The sequence below is a fragment of the Lysobacter sp. KIS68-7 genome (genome assembly GCF_021284745.1).
Lineage (GTDB): Bacteria > Pseudomonadota > Gammaproteobacteria > Xanthomonadales > Xanthomonadaceae > Noviluteimonas.
This window is the reverse complement of the sequence record NZ_CP089925.1, coordinates 3,194,784-3,219,151: the sequence shown is the minus strand read 5'-3', so window position 1 is coordinate 3,219,151 and position 24,368 is coordinate 3,194,784. Positions and strand designations below refer to the sequence as shown.

Here is a 24,368-nt window from a genome sequence, read left to right as displayed (position 1 = left end):
ATATTTGTGAGGGTCGGATGAACGGTCGAACGAAATGGACCGGAACGCCCCTCCAATGCGTTGACGGTAATACAGAGCGCGCAAGCTCTGCCTTTCAGGCCACGGGAGCGTGGTTGCAACGATTCGGGGACGCGTTGTGGGATGCGGCCCTGGGGAGAATGGAAATGAAGCTGTCGGTGTATGCGCAGGGCGGGACCGTGGCGTTCCTGCCTGCGTGCTGCCTCCCGCCACGGGAAATGGACAGCCAGATGCCCGAGTCGCGCCTGTGCGGAACAGTCGAGATCCCCGAGCCCGGCCCCGGTGACTGGCGACACATCCTGGATGGCGTCGACCACAGCCTGTTCGTGTTCCTGCCGCTGGAGAAGGCGATCCTGCTGCTGGCCAGCGGCAAGATTCCCCACGCGACCCTGACGCGTTTCCCTTCGGGGCAATAGTCGCCCCGCGCGGGGCTGCGCAGACTGGCGCCCTGTTCACCACAGGGAGCGTCGCGCCATGTCTGCCAGGATCCTCCGGTCCATGCTGTTTGCCGCCTGCCTCGCCGGCTGCGCGACGCACTCGGACGCGCAACCGCCCGCCGCGCCGCAGGCGCAACCAGAAGCACAACCGCTGGCGCAGCCACAAGCGCAGACCACCGCGCCTGCCAAGACGGTGGAGCAGACCATCGAATCGGTCGCCACCGTCACCGCCATCGACATGGCCACGCGCGAGGTGACGCTCAAGAACGAGAAGGGCGAAACCAGCACCGTGAAGGTGCCAGACGACATGACGCGCCTGAACGAAGTTGCGGTCGGGGACCACGTGCGCGCGCGTTACACGGTCAGCATGACCGCCGAACTGCGCGCGCCGACCGAAGAAGAAAAGGCGGACCCCTTCGTCGCCGTCGAAGGCGGCGGCAAGGCCGACGCCAACGAAGCGCCCGCGGCCGGCGGCGCGCGCATGTTCCGCATCGTCGCCACCATCGAGGCGATCGACAGGACAGCGAACACGGCGACGCTGAAGGGCCCGAACGGCAACACCGTCACGGTGGAAGTGCAGGACCCCACGCTGCTCGACAAGGCGAAGGTGGGCGACACCGTGGTCGTCACGGCGGCCGAGTCGGTCGTGCTTTCGCTGGAGAAGGTCGAGGCGAAAGCGAAGAAGAAGTGATCGAAAAAACCCTCCCCCGCGATGTGGGGGAGGGCTTTGCACTGTGCGCGCGGCGTTTCGCGCCGTAGAGTGCGCGCATGCATCCATGGCTCTCGGCATTGTTCGGCGGCATCCTGATCGGCCTCGCATCGACGTGGCTGTTGTGGTCGAACGGACGCATCGCCGGCATCAGCGGCATCGTCGACGGATTGGTGAAGCGCACGAGCGCCGCGGAATGGGGATGGCGCGCAGCGTTCATCGCGGGCTTGATGAGCGCAGGGGGCATCGCGATGCATGTCGTCGGGCAGCGCGGTGTTTCCCCCGCGTCCTTGCCCGTGCTCATCGGCGCGGGCTTGCTCGTCGGCTACGGGACCACGATGGGGGGCGGTTGCACGAGCGGGCACGGCGTGTGCGGCATCGGGCGCTTGTCGAAGCGTTCGCTCGTCGCGGTGATCGTGTTCTGCGGTGTGGCGATCGCGACGGTGTTCGTCGTGCGTCATGTCATCGGGGCTTCGCCATGAAGCGGATCCTCGCCGCCTTCCTCGCAGGCGCGGTGTTCGGCATCGGCCTGGTGCTCGGCGGCATGAGCGATCCGAACGTCGTGCTCGGATTCCTCGACGTCACCGGCGACTTCAATCCGGCCCTGCTGTTCGTGATGATCGGTGTGATGGCCACCACGCTGATCGCGTTCCGCTTCGTGCTGCGCCGCGATCGTCCCTTGTTCGACGGCGACTTCCACCTCCCGACCGCAACGGTCATCGACAAGCGCCTCGTGCTCGGTGCCGCGTTGTTCGGCGTGGGCTGGGGACTGTCCGGCTATTGCCCCGGTCCCTTGCTCGTCGGCGTCGCCGGCGGCATTCCGACGGCGTGGTGGTTCCTGCCCGCGATGTTGGCGGGGGCGTTGTTGCAGCGGTGGGTGGCGTCGCGTCGGGCCGTGTAGCGGCTCTGCAATCCCCTGCTTGGGTGCTTCCCCCGATGCGGCGTTGACGACCGCTCACGCCCGGTTGCACCGTGCGCCGCATGAATCGCGGACCCGCATGTGCATGCGCGTGGTTCCTGCTTGCGATCCCGGTGTCGCATGCGTTTGCGACGACGCATGACTTCGACGGCGACGGACGCGACGACGTGTTCTGGCGCAACACACGCACGGGGGCGAATGCACTGTGGCCCTCGGGCAACTCGGCTGCGCAGGCCGCGATGCCAGGTGTCGCGAACGGGCGCTGGACCGTCGCCGGCGTCGGCGACTTCGATGGCGATGGCCATGCGGATCTTCTGTGGCGCAATCGCGCGAATGGCGCGAACACGATCTGGCGATCGGGCAATCCAACGACGCAGCAACCCGTCGCAACCGTCGCGGACCTGGATTGGCGGGTCGCTGGCGTGGGCGACTTCAATGGGGACGGACATTCCGATGTGCTGTGGCACAACGCGCGCACGGGAAGGAGCGTGTATTGGCGTTCCGCCAGTTCCGGCGCGCAGCATGCGGTCGCCACGGTATCGCCCGCGATGGAGCTTGCGGGCATCGGCGACTTCGACGGCAATGGCGCCGACGACCTGGTGTGGCGGAACCGCGACACGGGGGCGAACGTCCTGTGGCCGTCCGGCGAGTGGGCGTACGCGGAGGCACTGAAGACAGTTCCGATCGATGGCGCCTCGTGGCAAGTGGTGGGCGTCGGCGATTTCGATGGCGACGGCCACGCGGACCTGCTCTGGCGCAATGCCTACGGCGTCGACCTTGTATGGCGCTCCGGGCGCTCCACCACGTGGACACGACTGGCGGAGGCCTCGACCGACTGGCAGGTGGCGGCCGTCGGCGACTTCGATGGGGACGGGCGCAGCGATCTGTTCTGGCGCAATTACTACGACGGCAGGAACGTCGTGTGGCGTTCCGGCAACGCATCCACCGGCCTGCGCCGCGCATCGGCGTCGAACATGGACTGGAGCATCGAACCCTTCGATGCACAGCCGACGATGCCGGTCCTCGAGTACCGCGTGCCAGCGTCGATCATGGAGGGCAACAGCGGCACGCAATCGTTCACCTTCCGCGTCCACGCGTCGCATCCGGCGGACCGCCCGGTGCATTTCACCGTCTTCGTTGAAGGCGAGCCCGATGCGACCCTGGCGACCCCAGGCGTCGATTTCCTTGCGCCGTCGGAAAGCGCACTCACGATCGCGCCGGGCGAGACGACGCTCGACGTGACCGTCACCGTGGTGGGCGACGCCGAGGCGGAGGCGAACGAGCGCATCGTGCTCGCCTCGTACGGTACGGACGACGGGATGGTGTTCGGCAACCTGGGGGAAGTGATCATCCTCAACGACGACGCGAACACGCTGTGGATCACGGGCGCTGCCACGTGGGAAGGCAACAGCGGCGTGCATCCATTGAACTTCACGCTGGACCTGTCGCGACCGCAGGCGACGGCGGCAACCTGCCTCGCCTCGACGACCGCAGCACGCAACGTGCCCATCGCCCCGCCGCTGGGAGGCGGCAACGCAACTGCGGGCACGGATTTCGTGCCGAAGGCCGATGCCCGCGTCACCATTCCAGCGGGAGCGGTCGAGGCCACCCTTGCCGTGGACGTCATCGGCGACACGATTCCCGAGTCCCTCTCCGGCGAATGGCTCGGGGTTCAATTGCGGAATTGCATGGGCGCCGTGGTCGTGGGGGACTTCGCCAATGGCTTCATCCGGGACGACGAGATTCCCTAGGGGCGTACATCACGCACGCAATTCCCGAATCTCCTCCAACTGCCGCTCCACGTCCCGCAGCGCGCCGTCCATCGACATGCGCGCGAACCACGCCGGCTTCAGCGTCATCGCCAACGCTGCGACGAGCGCGAGGACCACGCCGACACCGAGGTTCATCCACACCCACGCCGGGCTGCGCAGCCACACATCGAAGCCAATCGCAGACAGCGCCATCATCAGCAAGGGCACCCACGCGACCGCGCCCATCAGCCACAGGATGCGTTCGGTGACGATGCGCGTGCGTCGCAGGTCGAGTAGCGCCTGCTGCACGTCGGCGACCGGCGCGGCGTAGTCGACGCGCGCCAGGCGCACGATCAGCGAGATCGCCGCACCAAGCAGCGCGATGCCGTACAGGTGCACGCCCAGGCCATAGGCGACCAGGTGCGGCGTGCCGAGATGATCGAACCAATACCCGCCGCCCCATACCGCGAACAGCAGGCCGATGCCGATCTGCACCACCTGGCCGAGCGTGGCCAGGTGCAGGCGCCAACGGGAACGCAAGCCGCGCGTTTCGACGCGCAGGCGCGCGAGATCTTCGTCCTGTCGCGCCACGCGCTGGTCCAGGGTCTTCCACGCGGATTCGAGTTCGTGCAGTTCCATGGTGTGCTCCGTCATGCGTCCGCGCCGACCTGGCGGCGGAGTTGGGTCTTGATGCGGTTCAGGCGCGTGGCGACGTTGCCTTCGGTCGTGCCGAGCACGTCCGCGCTTTCGCGATGGCTGCAACCGTCCAGGTGCAGGACGAGCAGGGCGCGGTCGATCGGGCTCAGCGCCTGCATCGCGCGTTGCAGGTGTTCGAGTTGCTCGCGCGCTTCGGCGTCGACGTCCTGCGCGCCGACCAGCGTGTCGTGCGCGTCGTCGAGCGGTGCGTGGCGGCGATGGCGTTCGCGGCGCTGGTGCGAGATCGCGACGTTGAGCGCGACGCGATACAGCCACGTCGAAAACGTCCGCGCGGAATCGTAAGAGCCCCGCGCCTGCCACACCTGCATCGCGATGTCCTGCGCCAGGTCGGCGCGGTCTTCGGCCGATCGCGCATAGCTCGCGGCGATCTTGAGCACGATGCCGCGGTGGGCCGCGAGCAGGGTCATGACGTCGGCGGGCTGGGCGGTCACGTCGGCTGTGGGGGTCACGGTCGCTGTCACGGGGTCACGAGGCTCGCGGCGGGGCTTGCCGGGTGATACGCATGGGGCCGCCAAATATCACGCCGGCGGGGGAATCTCCCTCCGCAGCCAGTCCAGCGCTTCGGCCCGGGTCTCGAACACGTCCATGACCAGGCCGAAATTGGCGGCGGCCACGACGGAAAACTTGTCGGGATCGATGAACTCCGGTCGAACCACCAGGCCCAGCCGCACCCGGCTCCTGGCCGCCTCGGCCCATTGGCGCACGATGGCATGGCGCGCGCCGAGGTCCGGCGGGTCGATGCCCTCGATATCGCGAAGATCGACCACCATGGCCTTGGCACCGTCGCCCGCGGCCCCGTCGATCGCGGTCGCAACGCGCGCCACCGACGCTTGCAACACCTGCGGGCCCGCCACCTGCAGCACCGCGATGCGATGCGCGTCGAGCCAGTGCATTCCATCGTCCATGTCACTTCACACGTAACGCGGCGCGAAGACTGGTCAGGCGGCGGATTCCCTCACCTGGAAGATGTTGCCTTCCGGATCGCGTCCATCGCAGGCGCGGAAGCCGCGCGCTTCCCATTCCTTTTCCGCAGCCCAGAGCTCGCCGCCGAGCGCCGGTGCGCGCGCGCGGATGTCGGCGATCGCGTCGACCGGGAAGCACAGCTTCACGCAGGTATCGAATCGTGGTGCGCCGTCCGACGCGGGTTCGCCGCGCAGGGCGTGGATCGTCAGTTGCAGTCCGTCGCGCTCGAGGACCACGTGGTCCGGTGCGTCATGCAACACCTGCATCGAGAACAGTTCGCGATGGAAGCGCGCCATGCGCGGTACGTCTGCGACGAAGACCACGGCGGCGGGAGCAGGGCGCATGCGACGGATTCCAATTGCGCGAATGCGGGGCGCCATGCACTCTACGCCCCCCTCACCCCCCAGGCGAACATGCAGCCGGACACCCGAAAACGCGTCATCGTCGGCGTGTTGGCCTTCATTCCCGGCGCGCTCGGTGGCGTCGTCGCCGCGTATGCGTGGGCCATGTTCATCATGGGATGCAGTCCGCTGCCTGGCACGGCATGCGAGGGCGGGGCGTTGTTGTTCGCCGGTTACGCGATGTTGTTCGCGCCCCTGTTCGGCCTGTTGTCGTCGCTGCTTGCCCTGTTCGTCCTGCGCATGCGCCAGCGCTGATCGTCAGTGCGGTCGCTTGGCCGCGCGCTGCGGCAGGAACAGCACGCACGCCAGGATCGCGGCACCGAGCCAGGCCGAAGCCGCAAAGCGGCTCATGTTCAGCCCGCCCTTGGCGATGGGCTTGTCGAGGAAATCGCCGACCACCGCGCCGAGCGGACGCGTGAGGATGAAAGCGGCCCAGAACAGCGCGACATTCGACACGCGCGTCCTGAAGTGCAGGAACGCCACGATCGCCAGCGCCACGCAGAAGATGACGATGCCCCCGACGTACCCGAGGCCCGCCGTGTCGGCGACCCAATCGCCCAAGGCCGTGCCGAGCGTCTGCGAGAAGGTGATCGTGGTCCAGTAGAACCACTCCGACTTCGGATCGCCGACGCTGTCCACCGCCACCGTGCCCAGCGTGCGTCGCCATAGCCACAGCGTGACCAGGACCGCCGACAACAGCAGCGTGGTGCCGCCGGTGTAACCGATGCCGAGCGATCGATCCACCAGGTCGGCGAGCGTGGTGCCCACCGTGGTGCTGGCGACGATCGTGGTCCAGTACACGAGCGGGTGGAATTCCTTCGCGCGGATCTGCAGCAGCACGCAGGCGGTGAACAGCGTTGCGAAGATGGCCGTCCCGGCGAAGTAGCCGAGGTTCATCGACATCGTCACCGCGTCGCCGCCGGTTTCGCCGAGCGTGGTGGCCAGGATCTTGGTGATCCAGAAGCCGAGCGTGATCGCCGGGACCTTGGCGACGGCGGCGCGCTGCGAGGGCGTCATTTCACGGCTTCCGTGTCGTGGAACTTGAGGAGGGCGACATTCACCGCGACCGCGACGAGCAGTCCGGCGCATGCAGCGGCCAGGACATCGGTGGGCCAGTGCACGCCGAGCACGAGGCGCGACATCCCGACCATCGCGACCCACGCGCAGGCCACGACGAACGCCGGTTTCCGCCAGTCAGGACGCAGCCGCACCGCGCAGAAGTACGCCGCGGTGGCGACCGCGGCGGTGCTGAGCGTGTGACCGCTCGGGAAGCTCGAGCCCCAATACCAGTTCGTCGTCCACAACTCGGGGCGGTCACGGCCGACGGCGGTCTTCGCCAGGTAGACGACGAGCGAAGCGACGCCGGTCGTCAGCGCCAGGGCCAGCGCATCGAAGGGATGTCGCCGCCACGCAAGGCCGATGCAGGCGATCGCGACCGCGGGAATGAGGAACGCGGCCGAACCGCTCCGCGTGGCCGCGCTGAACACCGGCACGAGGAAGGCAGGCACATCGCGATGGATGGACAGCAGCACGACGCGGTCGATCGCGGTGCTCTCGTGGTCCAGCACCTGCGCAGTGACTTCGATGAGCACCACGACCGCGGCGATGAGCAGCATCGCCGCGAACTTCCGGCGCGAAAACCCTTCGGCCCAGCGCACGTTGCGCCGGATCAGCAAGGAGATCGCGAGATAGATCCCGACGACGACGGCAAGCAGTTCGGCGCCTTCGTCGAGCCATTCGATCATGGCGCGGCGTCGAGCCTCGCCGTGGTGGCGATCGACCCTTCTTCCGGTGCCGGAATGACGCGCCCCATCTCGCCATGCTGGAACGCATGCGCGGCCGTCTCGTAGGCACTGATGGCCTGCAGCGTCATGTGCGGATCCTCGGCGATCTCCGCCTGCGCCACGTCCTGCACCATCGCCGGTTGCAGCGTCGCGACGTGGCGATGCGGCGAGAGCTGCACGAGGCGATCTGCGGTGAGGTAACCGAGCAACTGATAGGTGCCGACGAACGCGCGCTCGGGCGCATGCTCGAACACGTCCACGCCGTAGAAGCGCGAGTCGTAGTCGAAGCCGAGCAGGCCGAGCAGCGTCGGCGCGACGTCGATCTGGCCCATCAGGCCGTCGAAGTGCCCGGGTGCGATGTTGCCCGGCGAATACACCCACATCGGGATGTGGTAGCGGAACACCGGCAACGCGGCCTTGCCCGCGCTCTGCGCGCAATGGTCGGCGGTGATGATGAACACCGTGTCGGCGAACCAGGGCTTGCTGCGCGCGCGCTTGAGGAAGTCGGCGATCGCCCAGTCCGTGTACAGCACCGCGCTCTGGCGCACTTTCTGCGGCCACGGCCCACGCCCTTCGGGGAAGGTGTAGGGACGGTGGTTGGACGTGGTCATCACGTGCGCGAAGAAGGGCTTGTGCGCCGCATACGCGTCGTCGAAGCGCTTCAGCGACAGCGTGTACAGGTCCTCGTCGGCCACGCCCCACACGTTCTCGTGGTGGATCGCCTCCGACGGGATCTCCATGCGGTCGTGCACCTGGTAGCCGTTGCCGCCGAAGAACGCGTTCATGTTGTCGAAGGCGCCGTAGCCGCCGTACAGGAACTGCGACTCGTAACCCTTCGAATTGAACACCTCGGCGAGCGAGAACAGGCCGGTGTTGTTCGGACGCTTGACGATCGATTCGCCCGGCGTCGGCGGCACCGACAGCGCGAGCGCTTCCAGGCCGCGCACCGTGCGCGTGCCGGACGCATAGAGGTTGTTGAACACCAGGCTCTGGCTGGCGAGCGCATCGAGGTTCGGCGTCAGCGACGGCTTCGCGCCGTACAGGCCCGAGTAGTCCGCCGACAGGCTTTCGACGCTGATCAGCACGACGTTGAGGCGGCGCTCGGGCCGCGCGTTGTGGATGTGGCGATCGATGCCGGCCGCGTGCAGGAACGTGGCGTCGGGCGTGGACACCGATGCGCGCACCTGCGCGACGGCATCGGCTTCCGGCACGATGCGGTAGAAGCGGTCGTAGTCCAGCGAGGCCTGCCGGTAGGACGCGAAGAACTGGTAGATGCCGTTGCCGGCGAGTTCGTCGGCGTAGGCGTTCTTGCCGCCGTCCTTCATCTCGGCATCGATGGTCCAGGTGCCGGCGACGGTGACCAGCAGCCACACCGCGACGAACGCCGAACGCTGGCCGAAGGTTGACGCATCGCCGTCCATGCGGCGCTTGCGCGTCGTGAGCGCGAACACGCTGGTGGCGAACACCGCCAGGCCGGCGAGGATCTTCCCGACCGGATAGGACTCGCGGATGTTGCCCAGCACCTCGGTCGTGTAGACGAGGTAGTCCACCGCGATGAAGTTGAAGCGGTTCTGGAATTCGTCCCAGAAGGTCCATTCGGCCACGGCGACGAAGCCGATCACGCACAGCAGCGCGAAGCACAGCGCCGCCACGGGCCAGCGGCCGCGGCGCAGCGTCGACCAGCGCTGCGGCAGCAGCCACAGCAACAGCACCAGCGGCCAGGCGAAATAGACGAAGGTCAGCACGTCATAGCCGAAGCCCGTCGCGAACACGCGCAGGTCCGTCCACGGGGTGGCCTGGGTCGCGGCCCCGGTGGCCAGGCGCAGGGCGAGGCGGGTCAGGGTCGACATCGACATGAAGACCGCGAACAGCCAGGCGAGGGGGCGGAGGCGGGGGTAGCGGGCCAACAAGGACAAGACGGACTCCGGGAACAGCGGGCAAGGGCGACCGCGCGGATGGCACGCGATTGCCCGGCAGCCTGCGGAGGGGCCTGTAAACCGTCCTCAGGACAAACTCAGCCATTCGTTAATCCGGGACGCCGCGCACGTGGCACCCTGTCCTCATGTCGCCCTCATCGCCCGACGGCCTCAAGGTCCTGCTCGTCGAGGACCAGGCGGACATCGCCGCCAACATCTGGGATTTCCTTGAGCGTCGTGGCCACGAGGTCGACCACTGCGCGGACGGCGCGTCGGGTCTGGAGCGCGCGCGCAACGGCGATTTCGACGTGATCGTGCTCGACCTTGGCCTGCCGCGCCTGGACGGCCTGGACCTGTGCAAGACCCTGCGCGACGCCGGCCTTGGCGTGCCGGTGCTGATGCTCACGGCACGCGACACGCTCGACGACAAACTCCGCGGCTACGCGCACGGCGCCGACGACTACATGGTCAAGCCTTTCGCGATGCGCGAACTCGAAGCGCGCATCCGCGTGATCCACCGCGGCATCGCGGGCCCGTCGCGCAAGGCCGCGACCGACGCGCCGCTCACCTACGACGCAACGACCATGACGGCCACGCGCGAAGGCAAACGCGTCCCCCTCACGCGCCTGCAGGGAAGGCTGCTCGACCTGTTGCTTGCAGAAGCGCCGAAGATCGTCGCGCACGAACGACTGCTGCGCGCAGCCTGGGGCGCGGAGGCCGGCGACATGGCCGCGCTGCACACGCAGATGTACGAACTGCGCGCATTGCTCGACAAACCGTTCGACACGCCCCTGATCCGATCGGTGCGTGGGGTCGGCTACCGGATCCTGCCGCCATGACGTCGCCCGTGTCCCTGCGCAAGCGCGTCGCGTGGGCGTCCGCCGCACTCGGCCTGGTGATGTGCGTGCTGTTCGGACTCGGCGTGGTGGCCGTCGCCGAGGATTACGAACACATCCTCGCCAAGGAAATCCTGCGCGGCCAGGCGGAGGACTACGGCCTGCGCATCGCCAACGGGCTGCCCGCGCACTTGCCGCGCACGCAGCGGCTGAGTGGTTACCTCCTTCGCCCGCCGCCGCAGTACGCGGGGTTCGCGCCGGGCGTGCATGAGGACCCGGACCACGAAGGCATCCACGTCGGCGTGTTCGACACGCGCGCGGGCCGCCTGTACTTCGTGATCGACCTGGGCGACATCGAAGCCACCGAGCAGCACCTCAACATCTTCCTGATCCTGATGACGCTGCTGGGTGTCGCGGTCGGGGGCTGGCTGGGCTGGTTGTTCGCGGGGCGCGCGCTCGCGCCGGTGGGAGCGCTCGCCGACGAAGTCGATCGCCTGCCGCAGACGCCGGTCAAGACGGACCTCGAGGGGCGGGTGTCGTCCGACGAACTCGGCCGCCTCGCGCGCGCGATCGACGATTACCAGGCACGCCTGGTCGATGCGGATGCGCGCCAGCTTGCCTTCTTCGCCGATGCGAGCCACGCGCTGCGCACGCCCATCGCGGTGGTGCAGGGCGTGGCGGAAGTGATGCTGGACGAACCGACGACCGACGCTGCTTCCACGTCGCGCCTGCAGCGCCTGGAGCGCGGCGTCGAGGAACTCGCGGACCTGCTCGAACTGCTGCTCGCGCTCGCACGCCGCACGCCGGTGGAACACGAAGTGGTCGAACTCGATGGGCTGGTGCGCGAAGCCTTCGCGCGCTGGTTGCAGGATCCGCAGGCGGGCCCGGTGCTCGACGTGAGCGGGACCGCCTACGTCGCGCGCCGCGAATCGGTGTTGTTGTTGCGCATGCTGGCGCGCAAGCAGTTCGCGGCGTCGAAGGGACTGCGCGTGCAAGGCAGCGCCGGCAGGTTGGAGCTGAGCGAGCCGGGCTTGGCGCCGCCTCCCGCGACGACGGCGCAACGCGCCGACAGCGGCGCAATTCCCGCACTCATGTCGCGTGCCGCCGAACGCGCGGGCTGGCGCCTGCGGTGGGTGCCGGGGCGCGTGTCAATGGAAGTCGAGTAGCGTTGCGTCAGTGCGACGGCGGCAGGCTGCGCGCCTGTTCCTCGATCGCGTCGTCGGTCATGCCCAGCGGCGCGAACACCGCGGTGCCTTCGGTCAACGTCAGGTTCCAGCGGCGCACGTAGAGCACCGTGCGCTCGCCCGCGCGCGCCGGGATCAGGTCGGGCGGATCGGCGCGGCGCGTGAACGTGCCGTGCAGCGGTCCGCCGATGAACGTGATCAGGACCTCGGATGTCGCAGGGTTTTCCATGCGATGTCGGAGGCCTGCATCGGCGCGCGCGGTTCAAGCAACGTCGTATTCACGATCTCTTGCTGAGCTTGCATGCATGCTGCCGCAATCGCGCTGTCGCAATCGCCACGCATCCTGCGCGCCGCCCCCTCCGTACGGATCCCCCATGTCCTATTCGATTGCCTTGTTGCCGGAACCCGCCGTGATCCAGGTGACCTTCGCCGGCGTGGTCACGCCGCACGAGCGTTCCGCAGCGCTGGATGGCCTCATCCGCGAACAGGCGCGTTCCTCGTATGAGCGCCTGCTTGTCGACTTCACGCAGGCCGACGTCGCCGAAGCCTCGAACGCGGAAACGATCGACCACGCCACGCGCATGGCGCGGGGACCGGCGGTGAAGCGCATGCGCATCGCCTGCGTCGGCGACGTGGCGATCTCTGCGAGTGTGGAAGCGCTGGCTGCGCTGCGGGGTTACTACTACCAACGATTCGGTGCGACCGTGCCCGCGATACGCTGGTTGGCGCGCGCCGCCTGAGGCCTCAGCACCAACCGCGCGAGGCGAGCAGGTCGTTGGCCTGCCATTGCACGTAATCGCGATCGTCGGGGTGCGCCTGTTCGACGAGGCGCGAAAGCAGTTCGTCGTAATGCCGGCGCAGGTCGGCGTCGGATTCGATCTCATGCCGCCACAAGGGCAGCGCGGCGTGCAATTGATACAGCGCTGCGTCGAGGTGTGAGCGTTGCGGGGTCATGCGCTCGGTTCCATCGGTTGCTGTCGAGGTGAAGGATAGGCGGGCCACGCGCGCCGGGTGTAAGGAATTCGTTCGTTTCGCCCGTCTGTCATGCCCTTGTTGCGCCGCTGTCATGCCGTTGCCGCATCGCGTGCACACAGTGCCGCCCAATGCCGAAGCAGACCTCCACGATGCCCGGAATCGAGCACCGTCTGGCCGAGCGCATGCCGCGCCTGTTCCGCGGCCGCCGCGCCCGATTCACGCTTCCCTTGTTGCGCACGCTGGCGAAATGGTCCCGCCTGGACCAGGTCGACGCCTTCCTTCGCAACCATTCCTCCTTGCGTGGCCTGGCCTTCGTGCGCGCGGCCCTCGACTACCTGCAAGCGGACTACCACGTGGCGCCGACGGACCTGGCGCGCATTCCCGCGCGCGGCGGGCTGGTGATCGTCGCCAACCATCCGTCGGGCGCACTGGATGCGCTGGCCCTGCTCGATGCGGTGGGTCGCGTGCGCAAGGACGTGCGCATCGTCGCCAACGACGTGCTGATGGAACTGGAACCGCTGGCGGAGTTGTTGTTGCCCGTGCGCGTGTTCGGCGGGCGTTCGCCGTCGGAAAGCGTGCGCGCGATCGAAGAGGCGGTGCGCGCCGGCCAGTGCGTGATCCTGTTCCCCGCGGGCGAGGTGTCGCGCTTCGGGCCTGGGGGCGTGCGCGATGGTCGCTGGCGTCGCGGCTTCCTCCGATTTGCGCGCGCGTGCGACGCGCCGGTGTTGCCGGTGCGGATCTTCGCGCGCAATTCGGCCTTGTTCTATGGCGCCTCGACGGTGTTCAAACCAGCGGGCACCGCGTTGCTGGCGCGCGAGATGTTCGAGCGCCGCAAGCGCCGCATCGCGCTGCGCGTCGGCGAGCCGATGCAACTGCAAGCCGCTGCCGACGCGCAGGAAGTGCGCCGCGTGCGCACCGCGCTGTATGCCTTGAAGCCGACGCCGGGCGCACCGCGTCCGCTCGCCGCACCCGTGGACCCCGCGCTCGTCGAGCGCGCGATCGCAGGGATGGAATGCCTGGGCGAAACCGCTGACGGCAAGAAGATCTGCACCGGTCGGCTGCCCATCGATTCGCCCGTGCTGCGCGAACTGGGTCGCCTGCGAGAACGCACGTTCCGCGCGGTGGGCGAGGGCACCGGGCGCGCGGTGGACCTGGATGTCCACGATGGTTGGTACGAGCACATCGTGTTGTGGGATGCACCGGAGCGTCGCATCGTGGGTGCGTATCGCGTCGCCCGCGGCGCACGCGTGCTGGCGGAGCATGGCTTGCGCGGCCTCTACACTGCGTCGCTGTTCGACTATCCGGACGCCATGCTGCCGCGCATCGCCGAAGGGCTGGAGCTCGGACGCAGCTTCGTCGTGCCCGAAGCCTGGGGCAGTCGCAGCATCGACTGGTTGTGGCAAGGCATCGGCGCCTACCTGCGACGCCATCCGCGCGTGCGCTACCTGTTCGGCGCGGTCTCGATCAGTGCAGCGCTGCCGGTGGCGGCGCGGGAGCAGATCGTCGCGTTCTACACGCGCTTCCACGGCGGCCCGGACGCGGAAGTCATCTCGCGGCGTCCCTTCGCCTACCGCGCGGCCGCGCCGGAGTTCGCCGACATCGACGCGGACACCGCGTTTCGCGTGCTGAAGGACAACCTCGACGGCCTCGGTGCAACCGTGCCAATGCTCTACAAGCAGTACACCGAACTGTGCGAACCAGGCGGCGCGCGCTTCCTGGCCTTCGGCGTGGACCCGGACTTCGGCGACAGCGTGGACGGGCTGATCGAAGTCGACATCCAGCGCATGGCCCCGCGCAAGCGCCGCCGTTACCTCGCCGGACCGCCGCAATAAAACCGTCATCGCCGGCTCACGTGCGCCGGCGAAGCATCCGGGGCAGGGGACACGCCCGCGGAGGGGACATGGACGCACGCGTTGCGGATCGGCCGGCCGCCTTCCCCGAACTCGTGGAACTGGAATCGCTGATCGAACTCGGCCAGCGGAGTGCGCGCCAGCTGGGTTTCGACGCGCGTTGCATCGCGCGTGTATCGGCCGGCGGCGAGTCCCTGCCGATCTGGGCGATCGGGCTGGGCAACCCCGATGTGCGCAATGCCGCGCTTGGTGTGATCGGCGGCGTGCACGGCCTCGAACGCATCGGCGCCTCGGTGGTGATGGCGTGGTTGCGCACCCTGCTGGCGCGCGCGACGTGGGACGGCGCCTTGCACGAAATGCTGTCGCACGCGCGCATCGTGCTGGTGCCCATCGTCAATCCTGGCGGCATGCATTTGCATACGCGCGCCAATCCACGCGGCGTGGACCTGATGCGCAACGCACCGGTCGATGCCGATGCGCGCGTGCCGTGGTTGATGGGCGGGCATCGCATCGGGCCGCGGTGGCCGTGGTTCCGCGGCCCCTCCAACGCGGCGATGGAACCGGAAGCCGCTGCGCTGTGTGCGCTCGTCGAAGGCGCCTTCGCCGAACGTCCCTTGTCGCTGGCGATCGATTGCCACTCGGGGTTCGGCGTGCTCGACCGCATCTGGTTCCCGCATGCGTGCACGCGCACGCCAACGCGCGTGCTGCCGGAGTTCGCCGCGCTGACGGACCTGTTCGAACGCAGCCATCCGCATCATCCGTATCGCTTCGAACCACAGAGCGCGCAGTACCTGGCGCACGGCGACCTGTGGGATTACCTGCACGCGCGCATGGACCGCCCGGCGAATCCCTTCCTGCCGATGACGCTGGAGATGGGCTCCTGGGCATGGGTGCGCAAGAACCTGCGCCAGGGATTCACGCGCGAAGGGATCTTCAATCCGCGACGCGCGCATCGCGTGCATCGCGTGCTGCGGCGGCACCTGCCCTTGTTCGATTTCCTGTTGCATGCGACGGCCAGCCACGCGGCGTGGATGCCCGGCGGCGCCATGCGCGAGAAGTGGCTGCGGGATGCGATGGCGCGTTGGTATCCCGACGCGCGATGAGCGCTGCGATGCCGCGGCACTGGCTCTTCCTGCGCGGCCTGTCGCGCGATGCGCGCCATTGGAACGGATTGCCGGAGCGTTTCGCGCAGCGACTCCAGGTGACGGTGCAATGCATCGACCTGCCGGGCAACGGATCGCGCGTGGGCGAGCGCAGTCCGTCGACCATGGCAGGCCTCGTGGAAGCGTGTCGCGAACGATGCCGCGCTGCGGAGCCCGCGCCGCCGTTCGGCTTCGTCGCGCTCTCCCTCGGCGCAATGGTCGCCGTGGAATGGGCGCGCCGCCATCCGGATGAAGTGGGCGCTTGCGTGCTGATGAACACCAGCGCGCGCGAAGGCAGCCCGTGGTATCGACGCCTGCGTCCCAATCACTACTTTGCGATGGCGAGCGCCTTCCTGGCAGGGAACGCGGAGCAACGCGAGCGCACGATCCTGCAGGCGACGAGTCGCGCCGATCCGGATTCGCCAGAAGGCCGCGAAATCCTCGCGCGCTGGACGACGTGGGATCGCGAAGCGCCCGTGACGCGAGCCAATGCGTTGCGACAATTGCTGGCCGCCTCACGCTTCACTCCACCGGAGCAGATGAGGGCCCCGACCTTGCTGCTGGCGAGCCAGCTGGACGCATTGGTCGACGTGCGTTGCTCGGAAGCGCTGGCGGAACGCTGGCACTGCGAACTCTGCATCCACCCGCAAGCCGGCCATGACCTGGCGCTCGATGCACCCGAGTGGGTCGTGGAACGCGTGGCCGCGTGGCACGCCGCCTAGGGCGCGCCCGTCGCGGGCCAGAACACCGCCCAGGCCGCGAACCCTTCGCTGAAACGCTCGAACCGATGCGGCGCATGCGCCGGCACGAAGAACATATCGCCCGGGGCGAAGGGATGCGCGACCCCGTCGATCGACAGCACGCCGGTCCCGGCGACGATGAAGTACAGCTCGTCTTCCGCGTGCGGTGTCTGGGGGTCGTGCCCGACCGGCGCGTATAGTTCGACCGACACCGCGCCACGGGCGAAGGCGTGCACGAAGCGCTCCCCCTCCGGCCAGCGGTCGGTGGCGGGGCCGGGCAGGCGCTCGAGCCAGTCGCGGGGTGTCCAACGCATGTCGCTGCCTTCCAGGGGACGGAACCAGAGGACGGACCGATGATCGCAAGACTATGGCACGGCCGTACGCCGTCGCACCTGGCGGACGCCTACTTCGAATTCCTGAAGGTGCGCGCCATCCCCGACTACGAAAGCATCCCGGGCAACCGTGGCGTGTACCTGCTGCGCCGGGACGACGGCGACGTCACCCATTTCCAGACGCTGACCTTCTGGGATTCGGAGGAGGCCGTGAAGGCCTTCGCCGGCCAGGACGTGCTGCGGGCGAAGTACTACGAGGAGGACAACGACTTCCTCCTCGAGTTCGAAACCCTGGTCCAGCACTACACCGTGTTCCCGCCCACGCTGACGCCGCTTTAATCGCCAAGCGGCCATACTCGACCCATGCTCCTGCGCCCCGCCCAACTCGATGCCGCGGACGTGCGCGCCGTGCCGTTCCCGTTGTTGATCGCGCACGAGGTCCTCGACCCGTCGTCGGTGCAGGTCCTCGACACCGATTTCCCGCGCTATGCAGGCGCCGGGTATTTCCCGCACGAAGCCGGGGACTGCGGACAGACGGTCAACGCCCTGGTCGCCGAACTCACCTCGCCGGAATTCGCCGATGCCCTGGGCGCACGGCTGGGCATCGAACGCATGTCGCAGTACCCGCCGCTCGTCACCATCTGCCGTTCGCTCAACCTGCGGCATGGCTCGATCCATACCGACAGCGCCTCCAAAGTGGCCAGTGCGTTGCTCTACCTCAACGCACGATGGCCGGAAGGCGAACACGCCGGATGCCTGCGCTTCCTCACCGCGGCGAACGACATCGACGCGATCCTCGTGCCCGAAATTCCGCCGGTGTACGGCACGCTCACCGCATTCAAGCGCACCGAGTGTTCCTTCCACGGGCACCTGCCGTTCGAAGGCGAGCGCCATGTGATCCAGGTGGCGTGGCTCGTGGATGAGGCTGCGCGCGATCGCAAGACGCGGCGCGGGCGCTTCTCGCGCTTCATCAAATGGCTCGGCGGTGGCGTGGATCGCCGCGTGGGAAAGGGGCGCGACCGCAACGCGGCACACCTGGACTAGCCACTTCTTCCCCGCTTCACACAAGCGCCATCGCGGCCTCACCTGCGCGCGGGAGCCTGCGCCGACTTCGAACGCACAGGGAGACGGCAGATGGCTGACACGAACCGCTGGCGCATCGCGATCTGGGGCATGGCCGGGGGCCTGCTTGCGCTGCCGATGGTGGCGATGCAGTTCACGCGCGAAGTGCAGTGGACGGCGCTCGATTTCACCACCTTCGGCACGATGCTCCTCGTCGCCTGCGGAAGCTATGAGCTGGCGACGCGGAAGTCCGGCAGTGTCGCGTATCGCGCCGCGGCGGCGTTGGCGATCGCCACTGCGTTCTGCATGGTCTGGATCAACCTCGCCGTCGGCATCATCGGGGATGAACGCAATCCCGCGAACCTGGTGTTCGCCGGCGTGCTCGTCGCGGGGATCGTCGGTGCCGTCGTCGCGCGCTTCCAGGCCGGGGCGATGGTGCGCGCGATGGTGGCGACGGCGGTCGTGCAGGCGCTCGTGGGCGGGATCGCGCTGTTCGCAGGATCGATGGAGGGCGCTGTGCTCTCGGGTCTGTTCGTCGGCGCGTGGCTCGTGTCCGCCTGGTTGTTCGCGCGGGCAGCGAAGGCAGGCTAGAACTCCTTCTGGTATCCCAGCATCACCCCGCCATCCGGCAACAGGCCCAGGATCAGGGGCGAGTGGCGGCGATGCGCGTAGATGCCCCACGCGACCCCGATCCCTGCGCCCACCAGCACGTCGCTCTGCCAATGCCCGTGCACTTTCACGCGCGCGACGGCGTCGTACACGGGCAGCAAGGCCAGCGCATAGACCGCAGGGTGGTCGTGTCCGTATTCGAGGATGAAGGGCGTGACGATCGAACTGACCTCCGCGACCTCGCCGCTGGGGAAGCTCTGGTGGCCCGAGCCGTCGAAGAAATCGCACGGGTCGGCGTTCTGGCTGGGGCGTTCGCGCGAGAACACGTACTTCATCACCGTGGTCGTGCCCGCGGTGAGCACCATCGAATCGAAGGTCTTGTCGAAGGTCTGCCCCATCCGTGAGTTGTTGTCGGTGAACAACGCGCCTCCGATCACCGTCAGCGCCATCCCGAGGGCGAGTTGTTTCTGGTGGTCGCGGTTCCAGATGCCCGAGTTGTCGTAAGTGACGACGTGGTCGATCCAGTCGAAGGGCGGGCAGCCCGCGAGCGCCGGCATCGGAAGCACCAGCATCGCCGCGAGAGGGAGGCAATGGCGCATGCGCATGGGGCGTCACCCGAAGGGATTTCGCGCATTTGTGCGCCGGGGTGTGTTCAATTTCGCTCGGCCGAGACTCAGCCGTTCGTTATCCGGGGCGTTGGCCCAAGGGCCAATTCAGGGGGCGGGCTGCCGGTGGGATCATCCATGACCCTTGCACCCATGGAGCTCCGCGGACGTGCAGGCAGACTACGAAACGCTGCGCAAGCTGGTGACGCGGGACTTGGCGGAGACCTTGCTCCGCGTCGTGCTCATCGTGTTGCTCGTACTCGTGTGCGTGCGGGTGTTCACCCCGTTCTCGCACCTGGTCATCGTGGCCATGATCCTGGCCGTCGCGCTCTATCCGCTGTACGTGCGCGTGGTGCGATGGTTCGGCGGCAGGCGCGGCTGGTCCGCCACGGCGCTGGTGCTCTCCGCCCTGTTGTTGCTCGGCACGCCGATCGCGATGCTGGGCGTGGCGGTGACCGGCGAGTTGAGCGACGTGTACCACGGCGTCGATGCGAACGAGATCGGCCTGAAGGCGCCTGATCCCAAGGTCGCCGAGTGGCCGATCGTCGGCCCGCGCGTGTACGCGACATGGAGTGCAGCGGCGACGAACCTGCCCCGCTTGCTGCAACAGAACCGCGAGGTCGTGAAGCAATACGCGAAGAAGATCCTCGCGATGGCGGCCAGCGCGCTCGCGGGGGCCGCGTTGTTCGTGCTCGCCATCGTGGTCGCCGGCATCCTGATGGTCTACGCCGATGAGGAAAAGCGCGTGGCCGAGCGCATCCTCACGCGCCTGACGAACCGGGAGCAGGGACCGGAGTTGCTGGAGCTTTCCATCGCGACCATCCGCTCGGTCGCCACCGGTGTCGTCGGCGTCGCCGTGATCCAGGCGATCCTGCTGGGCGTCGGCTTCCTCCTGGCCGGCATTCCGGGCGCCGCGGTGCTCGCGTTCGCGGTGATGTTCCTCGGCATCCTCCAGTTGCCGGCGGTGATCGTGTCGATTCCGGCCATCGCGTATCTGTGGATGGCCGACGACAGCAGCTCGACCGTGGCGAAGGTCCTGTTCACCGTGTGGTTCGTCGTGGGCGGGCTGGCGGACAACGTGCTCAAGCCCTTGCTGCTCGGACGCGGCGTGGAAGCGCCGATGCTGGTGATCCTGGTCGGCGCCATCGGCGGCATGGTCGCCGGCGGCATGACCGGCTTGTTCATGGGCGCGGTGCTGCTGGCCGTGGGCTACCAGATCTTCATGCAGTGGGTCGATCGCGGCCCGCCCGCGTCCGCCGACCCGCCGGGGTAAGCGCGTCGTGCGACGCATCGTCACCGGATGCATCGCCAACGCACTGGTCGTGGCATCGGCCTTGCTGCTGGAAGGCTGCGTGACGCTCGGCCCGGACTACCAGGAGCCGGAAGTCGCGTGGCTCAAGACCTGGCACTCCGATCTCTACGGACAGATCGACAACGTCGATGCGCAGAAGCGAGTCGACCTGCGCTTTTGGTGGCAGGCCTTCAACGACCCGGTGTTGAACACGCTGATCGACACCGCGCGTCGCGAGAATCCATCGCTGCGCATCGCAGGCCTGCGGATCCTCGAGAGCCGCGCCGTGCTCGGCATCGCCGGCAGCAACCAGTACCCGCAGGTGCAGCAGCTCAGCGGCGCGGCCACCTATATCGACAATCGCGAAAGCGGGGGCGCGGGCCCCGACAAGCACCAGCATTTCGCTGCGTACGGGGCGAACTTCGACCTGGCGTGGGAACTGGATTTCTGGGGCCGGTTCAAGCGCGGCATCGAATCCGCGGAAGCGGGGTTCTTCGCGTCGGTCGCCAACCAGCAGGACGTGCAGGTGCTGCTGAGCGCGCAGGTGGCCACGCTGTACTACGGCTATCGCACGACGCTGCTGCGCATCGAAATCGCGAAGAACAACGCCGCCATCCAGAAGCGAAGCCTGGACATTACCGAGCGGCTTTACCTGGAAGGCGAGGAATCGGAGCTGGACCTGCAGCAGGCGAAAGCGCAATACCTCGGCACCTTCGCCACCATCCCGGAACAGGAGGCCGACCTGGTGAAGCTGCGCAACGCGCTGTGCGTGGTGCTGGGGCGGCCGCCCGGTGACTTGCCCGAACTCGCCTCGGTCGGTGGCCCATTGCCGAACGTCGAATCCGCCGTGATCACCGAAGTGCCTGCGAACCTGCTGTTGCGCCGCAGTGACGTGCGCGCGGCGGCGTGGCAGGTCGCGGCGCAATCGGCGCAGATCGGCATCGCGAAAGCGGATTACTTTCCGGCCATCACGCTGCTGGGCAGCATCGGTTGGTCCTCCGATACGATCGGTGGCACGCCAAGCGTCACCCGCATCACCGGCGGCCCCGCGCTCACCTGGAACCTCTTCGACCATGGACGCATCCGCAACAACGTGCGGCTGCAGGATGTGCGGCTGCAGGAAACGATCGAACTGTTCCAGAACAGCGCCCTGGTCGCGGCGCAGGAGATGGACGACGCCGCGATCAGCGTGGTCAAGACGGGCGAGCAACAGGTGCCGTTGCACGATGCGGCGCGCGCGGCGGAACGTTCGCTCGAACTCGCGAACACGCTATATCGCGAAGGCTATGCAGGATTCGACCGCGTGCTGGATGCGCAACGCGTCCTGTTCGCGCAGGCCGAACGCGAACTGCTCAACGACAGCGCACACATCGTCGCAGTGATCACCATGTACAAGGCGGTCGGCGGCGGATGGGTCGACATGCCGCCTCCGGAGGAATCCGAGGCGCAGGGGAGGGTGTCGAAATGAGCGCCGATGCCAAGGCGAGCGTCAGGAAAGGCGGCCGCACCGTGGCGATCGTGATCGCGGTCAGCCTCGTGCTGTACCTGCTCGCGGATCGCTATACGCCCTACACTTCGCAGGCGCGGATCGAAGGCTATGTCGTCGGCGTCGCACCAAAGGTGGCCGGTGCGGTGACGAAGATCGCCGTCGCCAACAACCAGGCAGTGAAAGCGGGGCAGGTGTTGTTCGAAGTCGATCCTGCGCAGTACCGCATCGCCGTGGCCAAGGCCCGTTCGGACCTCGCGAATGCGCACAAGCAGGTCGGCGCCGGCAGCGCGACGGTGGAAGCCGCGCGCGCCAACCTCCGCGCGGCACGCGCCGCCGAACTGGCGGCGCGCCAGGACGCGATGCGATTGCGCCGCTTGCGCGAAGAAGACGAAGGCACGATCTCCGTGCGCCGCCAGGAAATCGCCGATGCCGGCCTGCAACAAGCCACGGCGCAGGTGGCCGCGGCGGAAGCCGACATCCGTCGCGCGATCGAACAGATGGGCGGCGACGACGTCGACCAGAACACGGTGCTCGAAACCGCACTCACCGCGGTCGACAAGGCGGAACTGGATCTGTCGAACACCGTGGTCAAGGCGCCGTCGGCCGGCGTCATCACCGATCTGCGCACCGACGTCGGCCTGTACGCGGGCACCGGCAGCCCGGTGCTCACCTTGGTCGCCATCGGTGACGTCTGGATCAACGCCGAGTTCACCGAGAACAACCTGGGCCACATGCAGGTGGGAACGCCGGTCGACATCGTGTTCGACGCGCTCCCGGGGCGCGTGTTCAAGGGCCGCGTGCGCAGCATCGGGCTGGGCGTCAGCGCCGCTAACGCGCCACCGCCGGGCACGCTGCCCTCGATCGACAACAGTCGCGACTGGCTGCGGCAATCGCAGCGCTTCCCCGTGATCGTCGGATTCGACGCGCGGCAGGATCCCGCGTTGCGCGATGCGTTGCGCGTCGGCGGACAGGCCTCGGTGATCGCGTATGGCGAAGGCAGCGGCATCCTGCGCCTGCTTGGCAAGCTCTACATCCGCGCGGCAAGTTGGCTGACGTACGCGTATTGACGACCGTGATGCCCTTGGCTGCCAGGCGGACGTTCCGGCTCGCTGCGGTGATGGCGCTCTCGCTGGCGCTGGCCTATGGCTTCGCGATGCCGTTGCCGTTCCTCGCGCCGCTGTTCGCGATTTTCCTGACGTCGACGCCCGCGCCCCCCATGGGACCCAAAAGCTTGTTGGGCCTGTTGCTCGTCGTGACCATCACCCTGGGCACAGGCTTGGTGCTGACCCCGATCCTCCGGAATTACCCGTGGACGGGCGTGATGCTGGTGGCGACCGGCCTGTTCGTCAGTACCTACTTGTCGGTGGGCATGGGACAAGGCCTTGTCTCGACGCTGCTCACGATCGGCCTGACGATGATTCCGGCCGCGGCGCTGGTCGAACACGCGGTGGCGCGATCCGTGGTGCAGGCGTTGTTGATCGGCATCGCCATGGCGATTGCCTGCCAATGGGTGGTTTATCCATTCGTCCCCGAAGACGCGCGCGCGGCCGCGCCCGCCAAGGCGCCGAAGGCCGACGCGCCCCAGGCCGCATGGCTCGCGTTGCGCACGATGCTCATCGTGTTGCCGCCGGTGCTGATGGCGTTCACCAACCCGTCGATGTACATGGCGATCATCATGAAGGCGGTCATGCTCGGGCAGCAGGGTTCTGCGATCAGTGCGCGCGCCGCCGGCAAGGAGTTGCTCGGATCCACCTTCCTGGCCGGCGTCTTCGCGATGGCGCTCTGGTTCGCGCTGCAGGCCTGGCCGAGCCTGTGGATGTTCTTCCTGTGGATGCTGTTGTTCGGCCTGTATCTCGGCGCGAAGTTGTATGGCGTTTCATCGACGCGCTTCCCGCCGTCGTTCTGGGTCAACGTGGGCGCGACGATGCTGATCCTGATCGGCCCCGCCGTGCAGGACAGCACGGGCGGCGATGTCCGCTCGGCCTTCGCCGTGCGTTTCGTCCTGTTCGTCGCGGTCACGGTGTATGCGTGGGTGGCGATCCTGGTGCTGGAGCGGTGGCGCGAAGGGCGCGTTGCGCGGGTTGCGACAAGGACCTAGTGGAGGACATGCCATGAAAGCATCGGTCTTCGTCGGCACCAGCCTCGACGGTTTCATCGCGCGCCCCGGCGGCGCGCTCGATTTCCTGCCGCCGGGAGGAGGCGAGCCCCATGGCTACGATGAGTTCATGGCGACGGTGGATGCGCTCGTCATCGGGCGCAACACGTTCGAGACCGTGCTCGCCTTCGATGTGTGGCCTTACGGAAAGAAGCCCGTGTTCGTGCTCAGCACGCGCACGCTGCCGCCGGTTCCGCCAGGGGCCGTCGTGGAGCACATGTCGGGTGCGCCGGCGGAAATCGCGTCGGTGCTCGCCGCACGCGGCATCCGGCACATCTACGTGGACGGGGGCATCACCATCCAGCGCTTCCTGCAGGCCGGGCTGATCCAGCGCCTGGTCGTCACGCGCGTGCCGGTGCTGATCGGTGCGGGCATTCCGCTGTTCGGCCCGCTGCAGAAGGACATCCGCCTGGTGCATGTTCGAACGCAGGCCTATCGCAGCGGCCTGGTCCAGAGCGAATACACGGTCGTGTAGCCTGTCGG

At 67.8% G+C, this 24,368-nt stretch carries 31 protein-coding genes; 20 read left to right on the top strand and 11 right to left on the bottom strand.

The genetic code is table 11. The annotated features are described in order from the left end of the window. The first annotated feature begins 164 nt into the window (after positions 1-164). From LVB87_RS15490 to LVB87_RS15470, 5 genes are all read left to right on the top strand, one after another. Positions 165-434, top strand: a complete 270-nt coding sequence (locus tag LVB87_RS15490; protein WP_232898855.1) for a hypothetical protein — start codon at positions 165-167, stop codon at positions 432-434. An 82-nt stretch (positions 435-516) separates the two neighbouring features. Beyond that, complete coding sequence (locus LVB87_RS15485) at positions 517-1,146, top strand: hypothetical protein (RefSeq protein ID WP_232898854.1); 630 nt, start codon at positions 517-519, stop codon at positions 1,144-1,146. Between the two features lie 77 nt (positions 1,147-1,223). Continuing rightward, on the top strand, positions 1,224-1,646 hold the full coding sequence (locus LVB87_RS15480; RefSeq protein ID WP_232898853.1) for a YeeE/YedE family protein: 423 nt from the start codon (positions 1,224-1,226) through the stop codon (positions 1,644-1,646). Beyond that, positions 1,643-2,065, top strand: a complete 423-nt coding sequence (locus LVB87_RS15475) for a DUF6691 family protein (protein WP_232898852.1) — start codon at positions 1,643-1,645, stop codon at positions 2,063-2,065. The genes LVB87_RS15480 and LVB87_RS15475 overlap by 4 nt, the downstream gene beginning before the upstream one ends. Before the next feature lie 80 nt (positions 2,066-2,145). Next, positions 2,146-3,834 (top strand): FG-GAP-like repeat-containing protein, encoded by a 1,689-nt coding sequence (locus LVB87_RS15470; protein WP_232898851.1) that lies wholly within the window; start codon positions 2,146-2,148, stop codon positions 3,832-3,834. A gap of 9 nt (positions 3,835-3,843) precedes the next feature. On the opposite strand, the gene LVB87_RS15465 is transcribed toward LVB87_RS15470, so the two are convergent. From LVB87_RS15465 to LVB87_RS15450, 4 genes are all read right to left on the bottom strand, one after another. Continuing rightward, positions 3,844-4,473, bottom strand: a complete 630-nt coding sequence (locus LVB87_RS15465) for a hypothetical protein (RefSeq protein ID WP_232898850.1) — start codon at positions 4,471-4,473, stop codon at positions 3,844-3,846. 11 nt (positions 4,474-4,484) lie between these two features. Then, complete coding sequence (locus LVB87_RS15460) at positions 4,485-4,982, bottom strand: sigma-70 family RNA polymerase sigma factor (protein ID WP_343223400.1); 498 nt, start codon at positions 4,980-4,982, stop codon at positions 4,485-4,487. 87 nt (positions 4,983-5,069) lie between these two features. Continuing rightward, positions 5,070-5,444 (bottom strand): hypothetical protein, encoded by a 375-nt coding sequence (locus LVB87_RS15455; RefSeq protein WP_232898849.1) that lies wholly within the window; start codon positions 5,442-5,444, stop codon positions 5,070-5,072. Positions 5,445-5,489: 45 nt separating this feature from the next. Next, positions 5,490-5,858, bottom strand: coding sequence for a VOC family protein (locus LVB87_RS15450; RefSeq protein ID WP_232898848.1), 369 nt, complete (start codon positions 5,856-5,858; stop codon positions 5,490-5,492). A 69-nt stretch (positions 5,859-5,927) separates the two neighbouring features. Here LVB87_RS15450 and LVB87_RS15445 point away from each other — a divergent pair, with 69 nt between their 5' ends. Next, the gene (locus LVB87_RS15445) at positions 5,928-6,170 is read left to right on the top strand and encodes a hypothetical protein (RefSeq protein WP_232898847.1); all 243 of its coding nucleotides are present in this window, start codon (positions 5,928-5,930) and stop codon (positions 6,168-6,170) included. 3 nt (positions 6,171-6,173) lie between these two features. On the opposite strand, the gene LVB87_RS15440 is transcribed toward LVB87_RS15445, so the two are convergent. Genes LVB87_RS15440 through LVB87_RS15430 form a run of 3 tightly spaced genes read right to left on the bottom strand, consistent with a single transcriptional unit; the run spans position 6,174 to position 9,615 of the window. Beyond that, entirely contained in the window at positions 6,174-6,932 is a 759-nt protein-coding gene (locus tag LVB87_RS15440; protein ID WP_232898846.1) for a hypothetical protein, read from the bottom strand. Then, positions 6,929-7,660: a phosphatase PAP2 family protein gene (locus LVB87_RS15435; RefSeq protein WP_232898845.1), complete on the bottom strand. Its 732-nt coding sequence runs from the start codon at positions 7,658-7,660 to the stop codon at positions 6,929-6,931. The genes LVB87_RS15440 and LVB87_RS15435 overlap by 4 nt, the downstream gene beginning before the upstream one ends. After that, complete coding sequence (locus LVB87_RS15430; RefSeq protein ID WP_232898844.1) at positions 7,657-9,615, bottom strand: LTA synthase family protein; 1,959 nt, start codon at positions 9,613-9,615, stop codon at positions 7,657-7,659. Before LVB87_RS15430 ends, LVB87_RS15435 begins: the two co-directional genes overlap by 4 nt. A 146-nt stretch (positions 9,616-9,761) precedes the next feature. Here LVB87_RS15430 and LVB87_RS15425 point away from each other — a divergent pair, with 146 nt between their 5' ends. Both LVB87_RS15425 and LVB87_RS15420 read left to right on the top strand, forming a co-directional pair. Continuing rightward, positions 9,762-10,454, top strand: coding sequence for a response regulator transcription factor (locus LVB87_RS15425; protein ID WP_232898843.1), 693 nt, complete (start codon positions 9,762-9,764; stop codon positions 10,452-10,454). Continuing rightward, on the top strand, positions 10,451-11,617 hold the full coding sequence (locus LVB87_RS15420; RefSeq protein ID WP_232898842.1) for a histidine kinase dimerization/phospho-acceptor domain-containing protein: 1,167 nt from the start codon (positions 10,451-10,453) through the stop codon (positions 11,615-11,617). Before LVB87_RS15425 ends, LVB87_RS15420 begins: the two co-directional genes overlap by 4 nt. Before the next feature lie 7 nt (positions 11,618-11,624). On the opposite strand, the gene LVB87_RS15415 is transcribed toward LVB87_RS15420, so the two are convergent. Then, complete coding sequence (locus tag LVB87_RS15415; RefSeq protein WP_232898841.1) at positions 11,625-11,864, bottom strand: hypothetical protein; 240 nt, start codon at positions 11,862-11,864, stop codon at positions 11,625-11,627. Positions 11,865-12,009: 145 nt separating this feature from the next. On the opposite strand from LVB87_RS15415, the gene LVB87_RS15410 reads away from it, so the two are divergent. After that, on the top strand, positions 12,010-12,375 hold the full coding sequence (locus tag LVB87_RS15410) for a hypothetical protein (RefSeq protein WP_232898840.1): 366 nt from the start codon (positions 12,010-12,012) through the stop codon (positions 12,373-12,375). Between the two features lie 4 nt (positions 12,376-12,379). Here LVB87_RS15410 and LVB87_RS15405 read toward each other — a convergent pair whose 3' ends face one another. Further along, positions 12,380-12,589, bottom strand: a complete 210-nt coding sequence (locus tag LVB87_RS15405; RefSeq protein ID WP_232898839.1) for a hypothetical protein — start codon at positions 12,587-12,589, stop codon at positions 12,380-12,382. A 170-nt stretch (positions 12,590-12,759) separates the two neighbouring features. Here LVB87_RS15405 and LVB87_RS15400 point away from each other — a divergent pair, with 170 nt between their 5' ends. From LVB87_RS15400 to LVB87_RS15390, 3 genes are all read left to right on the top strand, one after another. Continuing rightward, the gene (locus LVB87_RS15400) at positions 12,760-14,442 is read left to right on the top strand and encodes a GNAT family N-acyltransferase (RefSeq protein ID WP_232900572.1); all 1,683 of its coding nucleotides are present in this window, start codon (positions 12,760-12,762) and stop codon (positions 14,440-14,442) included. A 68-nt stretch (positions 14,443-14,510) separates the two neighbouring features. Then, positions 14,511-15,563 carry a M14 family zinc carboxypeptidase gene (locus tag LVB87_RS15395; protein WP_232898838.1) on the top strand — a complete coding sequence of 351 codons (1,053 nt, stop codon included), beginning with the start codon at positions 14,511-14,513 and terminating at the stop codon, positions 15,561-15,563. Beyond that, complete coding sequence (locus LVB87_RS15390; RefSeq protein WP_232898837.1) at positions 15,560-16,324, top strand: alpha/beta hydrolase; 765 nt, start codon at positions 15,560-15,562, stop codon at positions 16,322-16,324. Before LVB87_RS15395 ends, LVB87_RS15390 begins: the two co-directional genes overlap by 4 nt. Here LVB87_RS15390 and LVB87_RS15385 read toward each other — a convergent pair. Then, positions 16,321-16,656: a cupin domain-containing protein gene (locus LVB87_RS15385; RefSeq protein ID WP_232898836.1), complete on the bottom strand. Its 336-nt coding sequence runs from the start codon at positions 16,654-16,656 to the stop codon at positions 16,321-16,323. The two genes, LVB87_RS15390 and LVB87_RS15385, sit on opposite strands and share 4 nt — an antisense overlap. 39 nt (positions 16,657-16,695) lie before the next feature. On the opposite strand from LVB87_RS15385, the gene LVB87_RS15380 reads away from it, so the two are divergent. The 3 genes from LVB87_RS15380 (at position 16,696) to LVB87_RS15370 (ending at position 18,327) form a co-directional block, all read left to right on the top strand. Next, a complete protein-coding gene (locus tag LVB87_RS15380) occupies positions 16,696-17,013 on the top strand; it encodes a hypothetical protein (RefSeq protein ID WP_232898835.1) in 318 nt (105 codons plus the stop codon). A 24-nt stretch (positions 17,014-17,037) separates the two neighbouring features. Then, on the top strand, positions 17,038-17,718 hold the full coding sequence (locus LVB87_RS15375) for a 2OG-Fe(II) oxygenase (RefSeq protein ID WP_232898834.1): 681 nt from the start codon (positions 17,038-17,040) through the stop codon (positions 17,716-17,718). A gap of 90 nt (positions 17,719-17,808) precedes the next feature. Next, positions 17,809-18,327: a hypothetical protein gene (locus LVB87_RS15370; protein WP_232898833.1), complete on the top strand. Its 519-nt coding sequence runs from the start codon at positions 17,809-17,811 to the stop codon at positions 18,325-18,327. Here LVB87_RS15370 and LVB87_RS15365 read toward each other — a convergent pair. After that, entirely contained in the window at positions 18,324-18,944 is a 621-nt protein-coding gene (locus LVB87_RS15365; RefSeq protein WP_232898832.1) for a phosphatase PAP2 family protein, read from the bottom strand. The genes LVB87_RS15370 and LVB87_RS15365 overlap by 4 nt on opposite strands. Positions 18,945-19,119: 175 nt before the next feature. Here LVB87_RS15365 and LVB87_RS15360 point away from each other — a divergent pair, with 175 nt between their 5' ends. Genes LVB87_RS15360 through LVB87_RS15340 form a run of 5 tightly spaced genes read left to right on the top strand, consistent with a single transcriptional unit; the run spans position 19,120 to position 24,360 of the window. Beyond that, on the top strand, positions 19,120-20,223 hold the full coding sequence (locus tag LVB87_RS15360; RefSeq protein WP_232898831.1) for an AI-2E family transporter: 1,104 nt from the start codon (positions 19,120-19,122) through the stop codon (positions 20,221-20,223). A gap of 7 nt (positions 20,224-20,230) precedes the next feature. Next, entirely contained in the window at positions 20,231-21,709 is a 1,479-nt protein-coding gene (locus LVB87_RS15355) for a TolC family protein (protein WP_232898830.1), read from the top strand. Beyond that, on the top strand, positions 21,706-22,797 hold the full coding sequence (locus tag LVB87_RS15350; RefSeq protein ID WP_232898829.1) for an HlyD family secretion protein: 1,092 nt from the start codon (positions 21,706-21,708) through the stop codon (positions 22,795-22,797). The genes LVB87_RS15355 and LVB87_RS15350 overlap by 4 nt, the downstream gene beginning before the upstream one ends. Positions 22,798-22,805: 8 nt before the next feature. Then, positions 22,806-23,828: a DUF2955 domain-containing protein gene (locus LVB87_RS15345; protein WP_232898828.1), complete on the top strand. Its 1,023-nt coding sequence runs from the start codon at positions 22,806-22,808 to the stop codon at positions 23,826-23,828. Between the two features lie 13 nt (positions 23,829-23,841). Continuing rightward, positions 23,842-24,360 (top strand): dihydrofolate reductase family protein, encoded by a 519-nt coding sequence (locus tag LVB87_RS15340; RefSeq protein WP_232898827.1) that lies wholly within the window; start codon positions 23,842-23,844, stop codon positions 24,358-24,360. Positions 24,361-24,368 lie beyond the last annotated feature (8 nt).

What these genes read in the sequence shown, in the direction of transcription:
- LVB87_RS15390 (WP_232898837.1), top strand. Translation starts at nt 15,560, where the DNA reads ATGAGCGCTGCGATGCCGCGGCACTGGCTCTTCCTGCGCGGCCTGTCG.
- LVB87_RS15370 (WP_232898833.1), top strand. Translation starts at nt 17,809, where the DNA reads ATGGCTGACACGAACCGCTGGCGCATCGCGATCTGGGGCATGGCCGGG.
- LVB87_RS15480 (WP_232898853.1), top strand. Translation starts at nt 1,224, where the DNA reads ATGCATCCATGGCTCTCGGCATTGTTCGGCGGCATCCTGATCGGCCTC.
- LVB87_RS15475 (WP_232898852.1), top strand. Translation starts at nt 1,643, where the DNA reads ATGAAGCGGATCCTCGCCGCCTTCCTCGCAGGCGCGGTGTTCGGCATC.
- LVB87_RS15445 (WP_232898847.1), top strand. Translation starts at nt 5,928, where the DNA reads ATGCAGCCGGACACCCGAAAACGCGTCATCGTCGGCGTGTTGGCCTTC.
- LVB87_RS15345 (WP_232898828.1), top strand. Translation starts at nt 22,806, where the DNA reads ATGCCCTTGGCTGCCAGGCGGACGTTCCGGCTCGCTGCGGTGATGGCG.
- LVB87_RS15365 (WP_232898832.1), bottom strand. Translation starts at nt 18,944, where the DNA reads ATGCGCCATTGCCTCCCTCTCGCGGCGATGCTGGTGCTTCCGATGCCG.
- LVB87_RS15450 (WP_232898848.1), bottom strand. Translation starts at nt 5,858, where the DNA reads ATGCGCCCTGCTCCCGCCGCCGTGGTCTTCGTCGCAGACGTACCGCGC.
- LVB87_RS15340 (WP_232898827.1), top strand. Translation starts at nt 23,842, where the DNA reads ATGAAAGCATCGGTCTTCGTCGGCACCAGCCTCGACGGTTTCATCGCG.
- LVB87_RS15385 (WP_232898836.1), bottom strand. Translation starts at nt 16,656, where the DNA reads ATGCGTTGGACACCCCGCGACTGGCTCGAGCGCCTGCCCGGCCCCGCC.
- LVB87_RS15425 (WP_232898843.1), top strand. Translation starts at nt 9,762, where the DNA reads ATGTCGCCCTCATCGCCCGACGGCCTCAAGGTCCTGCTCGTCGAGGAC.
- LVB87_RS15350 (WP_232898829.1), top strand. Translation starts at nt 21,706, where the DNA reads ATGAGCGCCGATGCCAAGGCGAGCGTCAGGAAAGGCGGCCGCACCGTG.
- LVB87_RS15380 (WP_232898835.1), top strand. Translation starts at nt 16,696, where the DNA reads ATGATCGCAAGACTATGGCACGGCCGTACGCCGTCGCACCTGGCGGAC.
- LVB87_RS15405 (WP_232898839.1), bottom strand. Translation starts at nt 12,589, where the DNA reads ATGACCCCGCAACGCTCACACCTCGACGCAGCGCTGTATCAATTGCAC.
- LVB87_RS15395 (WP_232898838.1), top strand. Translation starts at nt 14,511, where the DNA reads ATGGACGCACGCGTTGCGGATCGGCCGGCCGCCTTCCCCGAACTCGTG.
- LVB87_RS15465 (WP_232898850.1), bottom strand. Translation starts at nt 4,473, where the DNA reads ATGGAACTGCACGAACTCGAATCCGCGTGGAAGACCCTGGACCAGCGC.
- LVB87_RS15440 (WP_232898846.1), bottom strand. Translation starts at nt 6,932, where the DNA reads ATGACGCCCTCGCAGCGCGCCGCCGTCGCCAAGGTCCCGGCGATCACG.
- LVB87_RS15490 (WP_232898855.1), top strand. Translation starts at nt 165, where the DNA reads ATGAAGCTGTCGGTGTATGCGCAGGGCGGGACCGTGGCGTTCCTGCCT.
- LVB87_RS15470 (WP_232898851.1), top strand. Translation starts at nt 2,146, where the DNA reads ATGAATCGCGGACCCGCATGTGCATGCGCGTGGTTCCTGCTTGCGATC.
- LVB87_RS15485 (WP_232898854.1), top strand. Translation starts at nt 517, where the DNA reads ATGCTGTTTGCCGCCTGCCTCGCCGGCTGCGCGACGCACTCGGACGCG.
- LVB87_RS15415 (WP_232898841.1), bottom strand. Translation starts at nt 11,864, where the DNA reads ATGGAAAACCCTGCGACATCCGAGGTCCTGATCACGTTCATCGGCGGA.
- LVB87_RS15410 (WP_232898840.1), top strand. Translation starts at nt 12,010, where the DNA reads ATGTCCTATTCGATTGCCTTGTTGCCGGAACCCGCCGTGATCCAGGTG.
- LVB87_RS15435 (WP_232898845.1), bottom strand. Translation starts at nt 7,660, where the DNA reads ATGATCGAATGGCTCGACGAAGGCGCCGAACTGCTTGCCGTCGTCGTC.
- LVB87_RS15375 (WP_232898834.1), top strand. Translation starts at nt 17,038, where the DNA reads ATGCTCCTGCGCCCCGCCCAACTCGATGCCGCGGACGTGCGCGCCGTG.
- LVB87_RS15400 (WP_232900572.1), top strand. Translation starts at nt 12,760, where the DNA reads ATGCCCGGAATCGAGCACCGTCTGGCCGAGCGCATGCCGCGCCTGTTC.
- LVB87_RS15455 (WP_232898849.1), bottom strand. Translation starts at nt 5,444, where the DNA reads ATGCACTGGCTCGACGCGCATCGCATCGCGGTGCTGCAGGTGGCGGGC.
- LVB87_RS15420 (WP_232898842.1), top strand. Translation starts at nt 10,451, where the DNA reads ATGACGTCGCCCGTGTCCCTGCGCAAGCGCGTCGCGTGGGCGTCCGCC.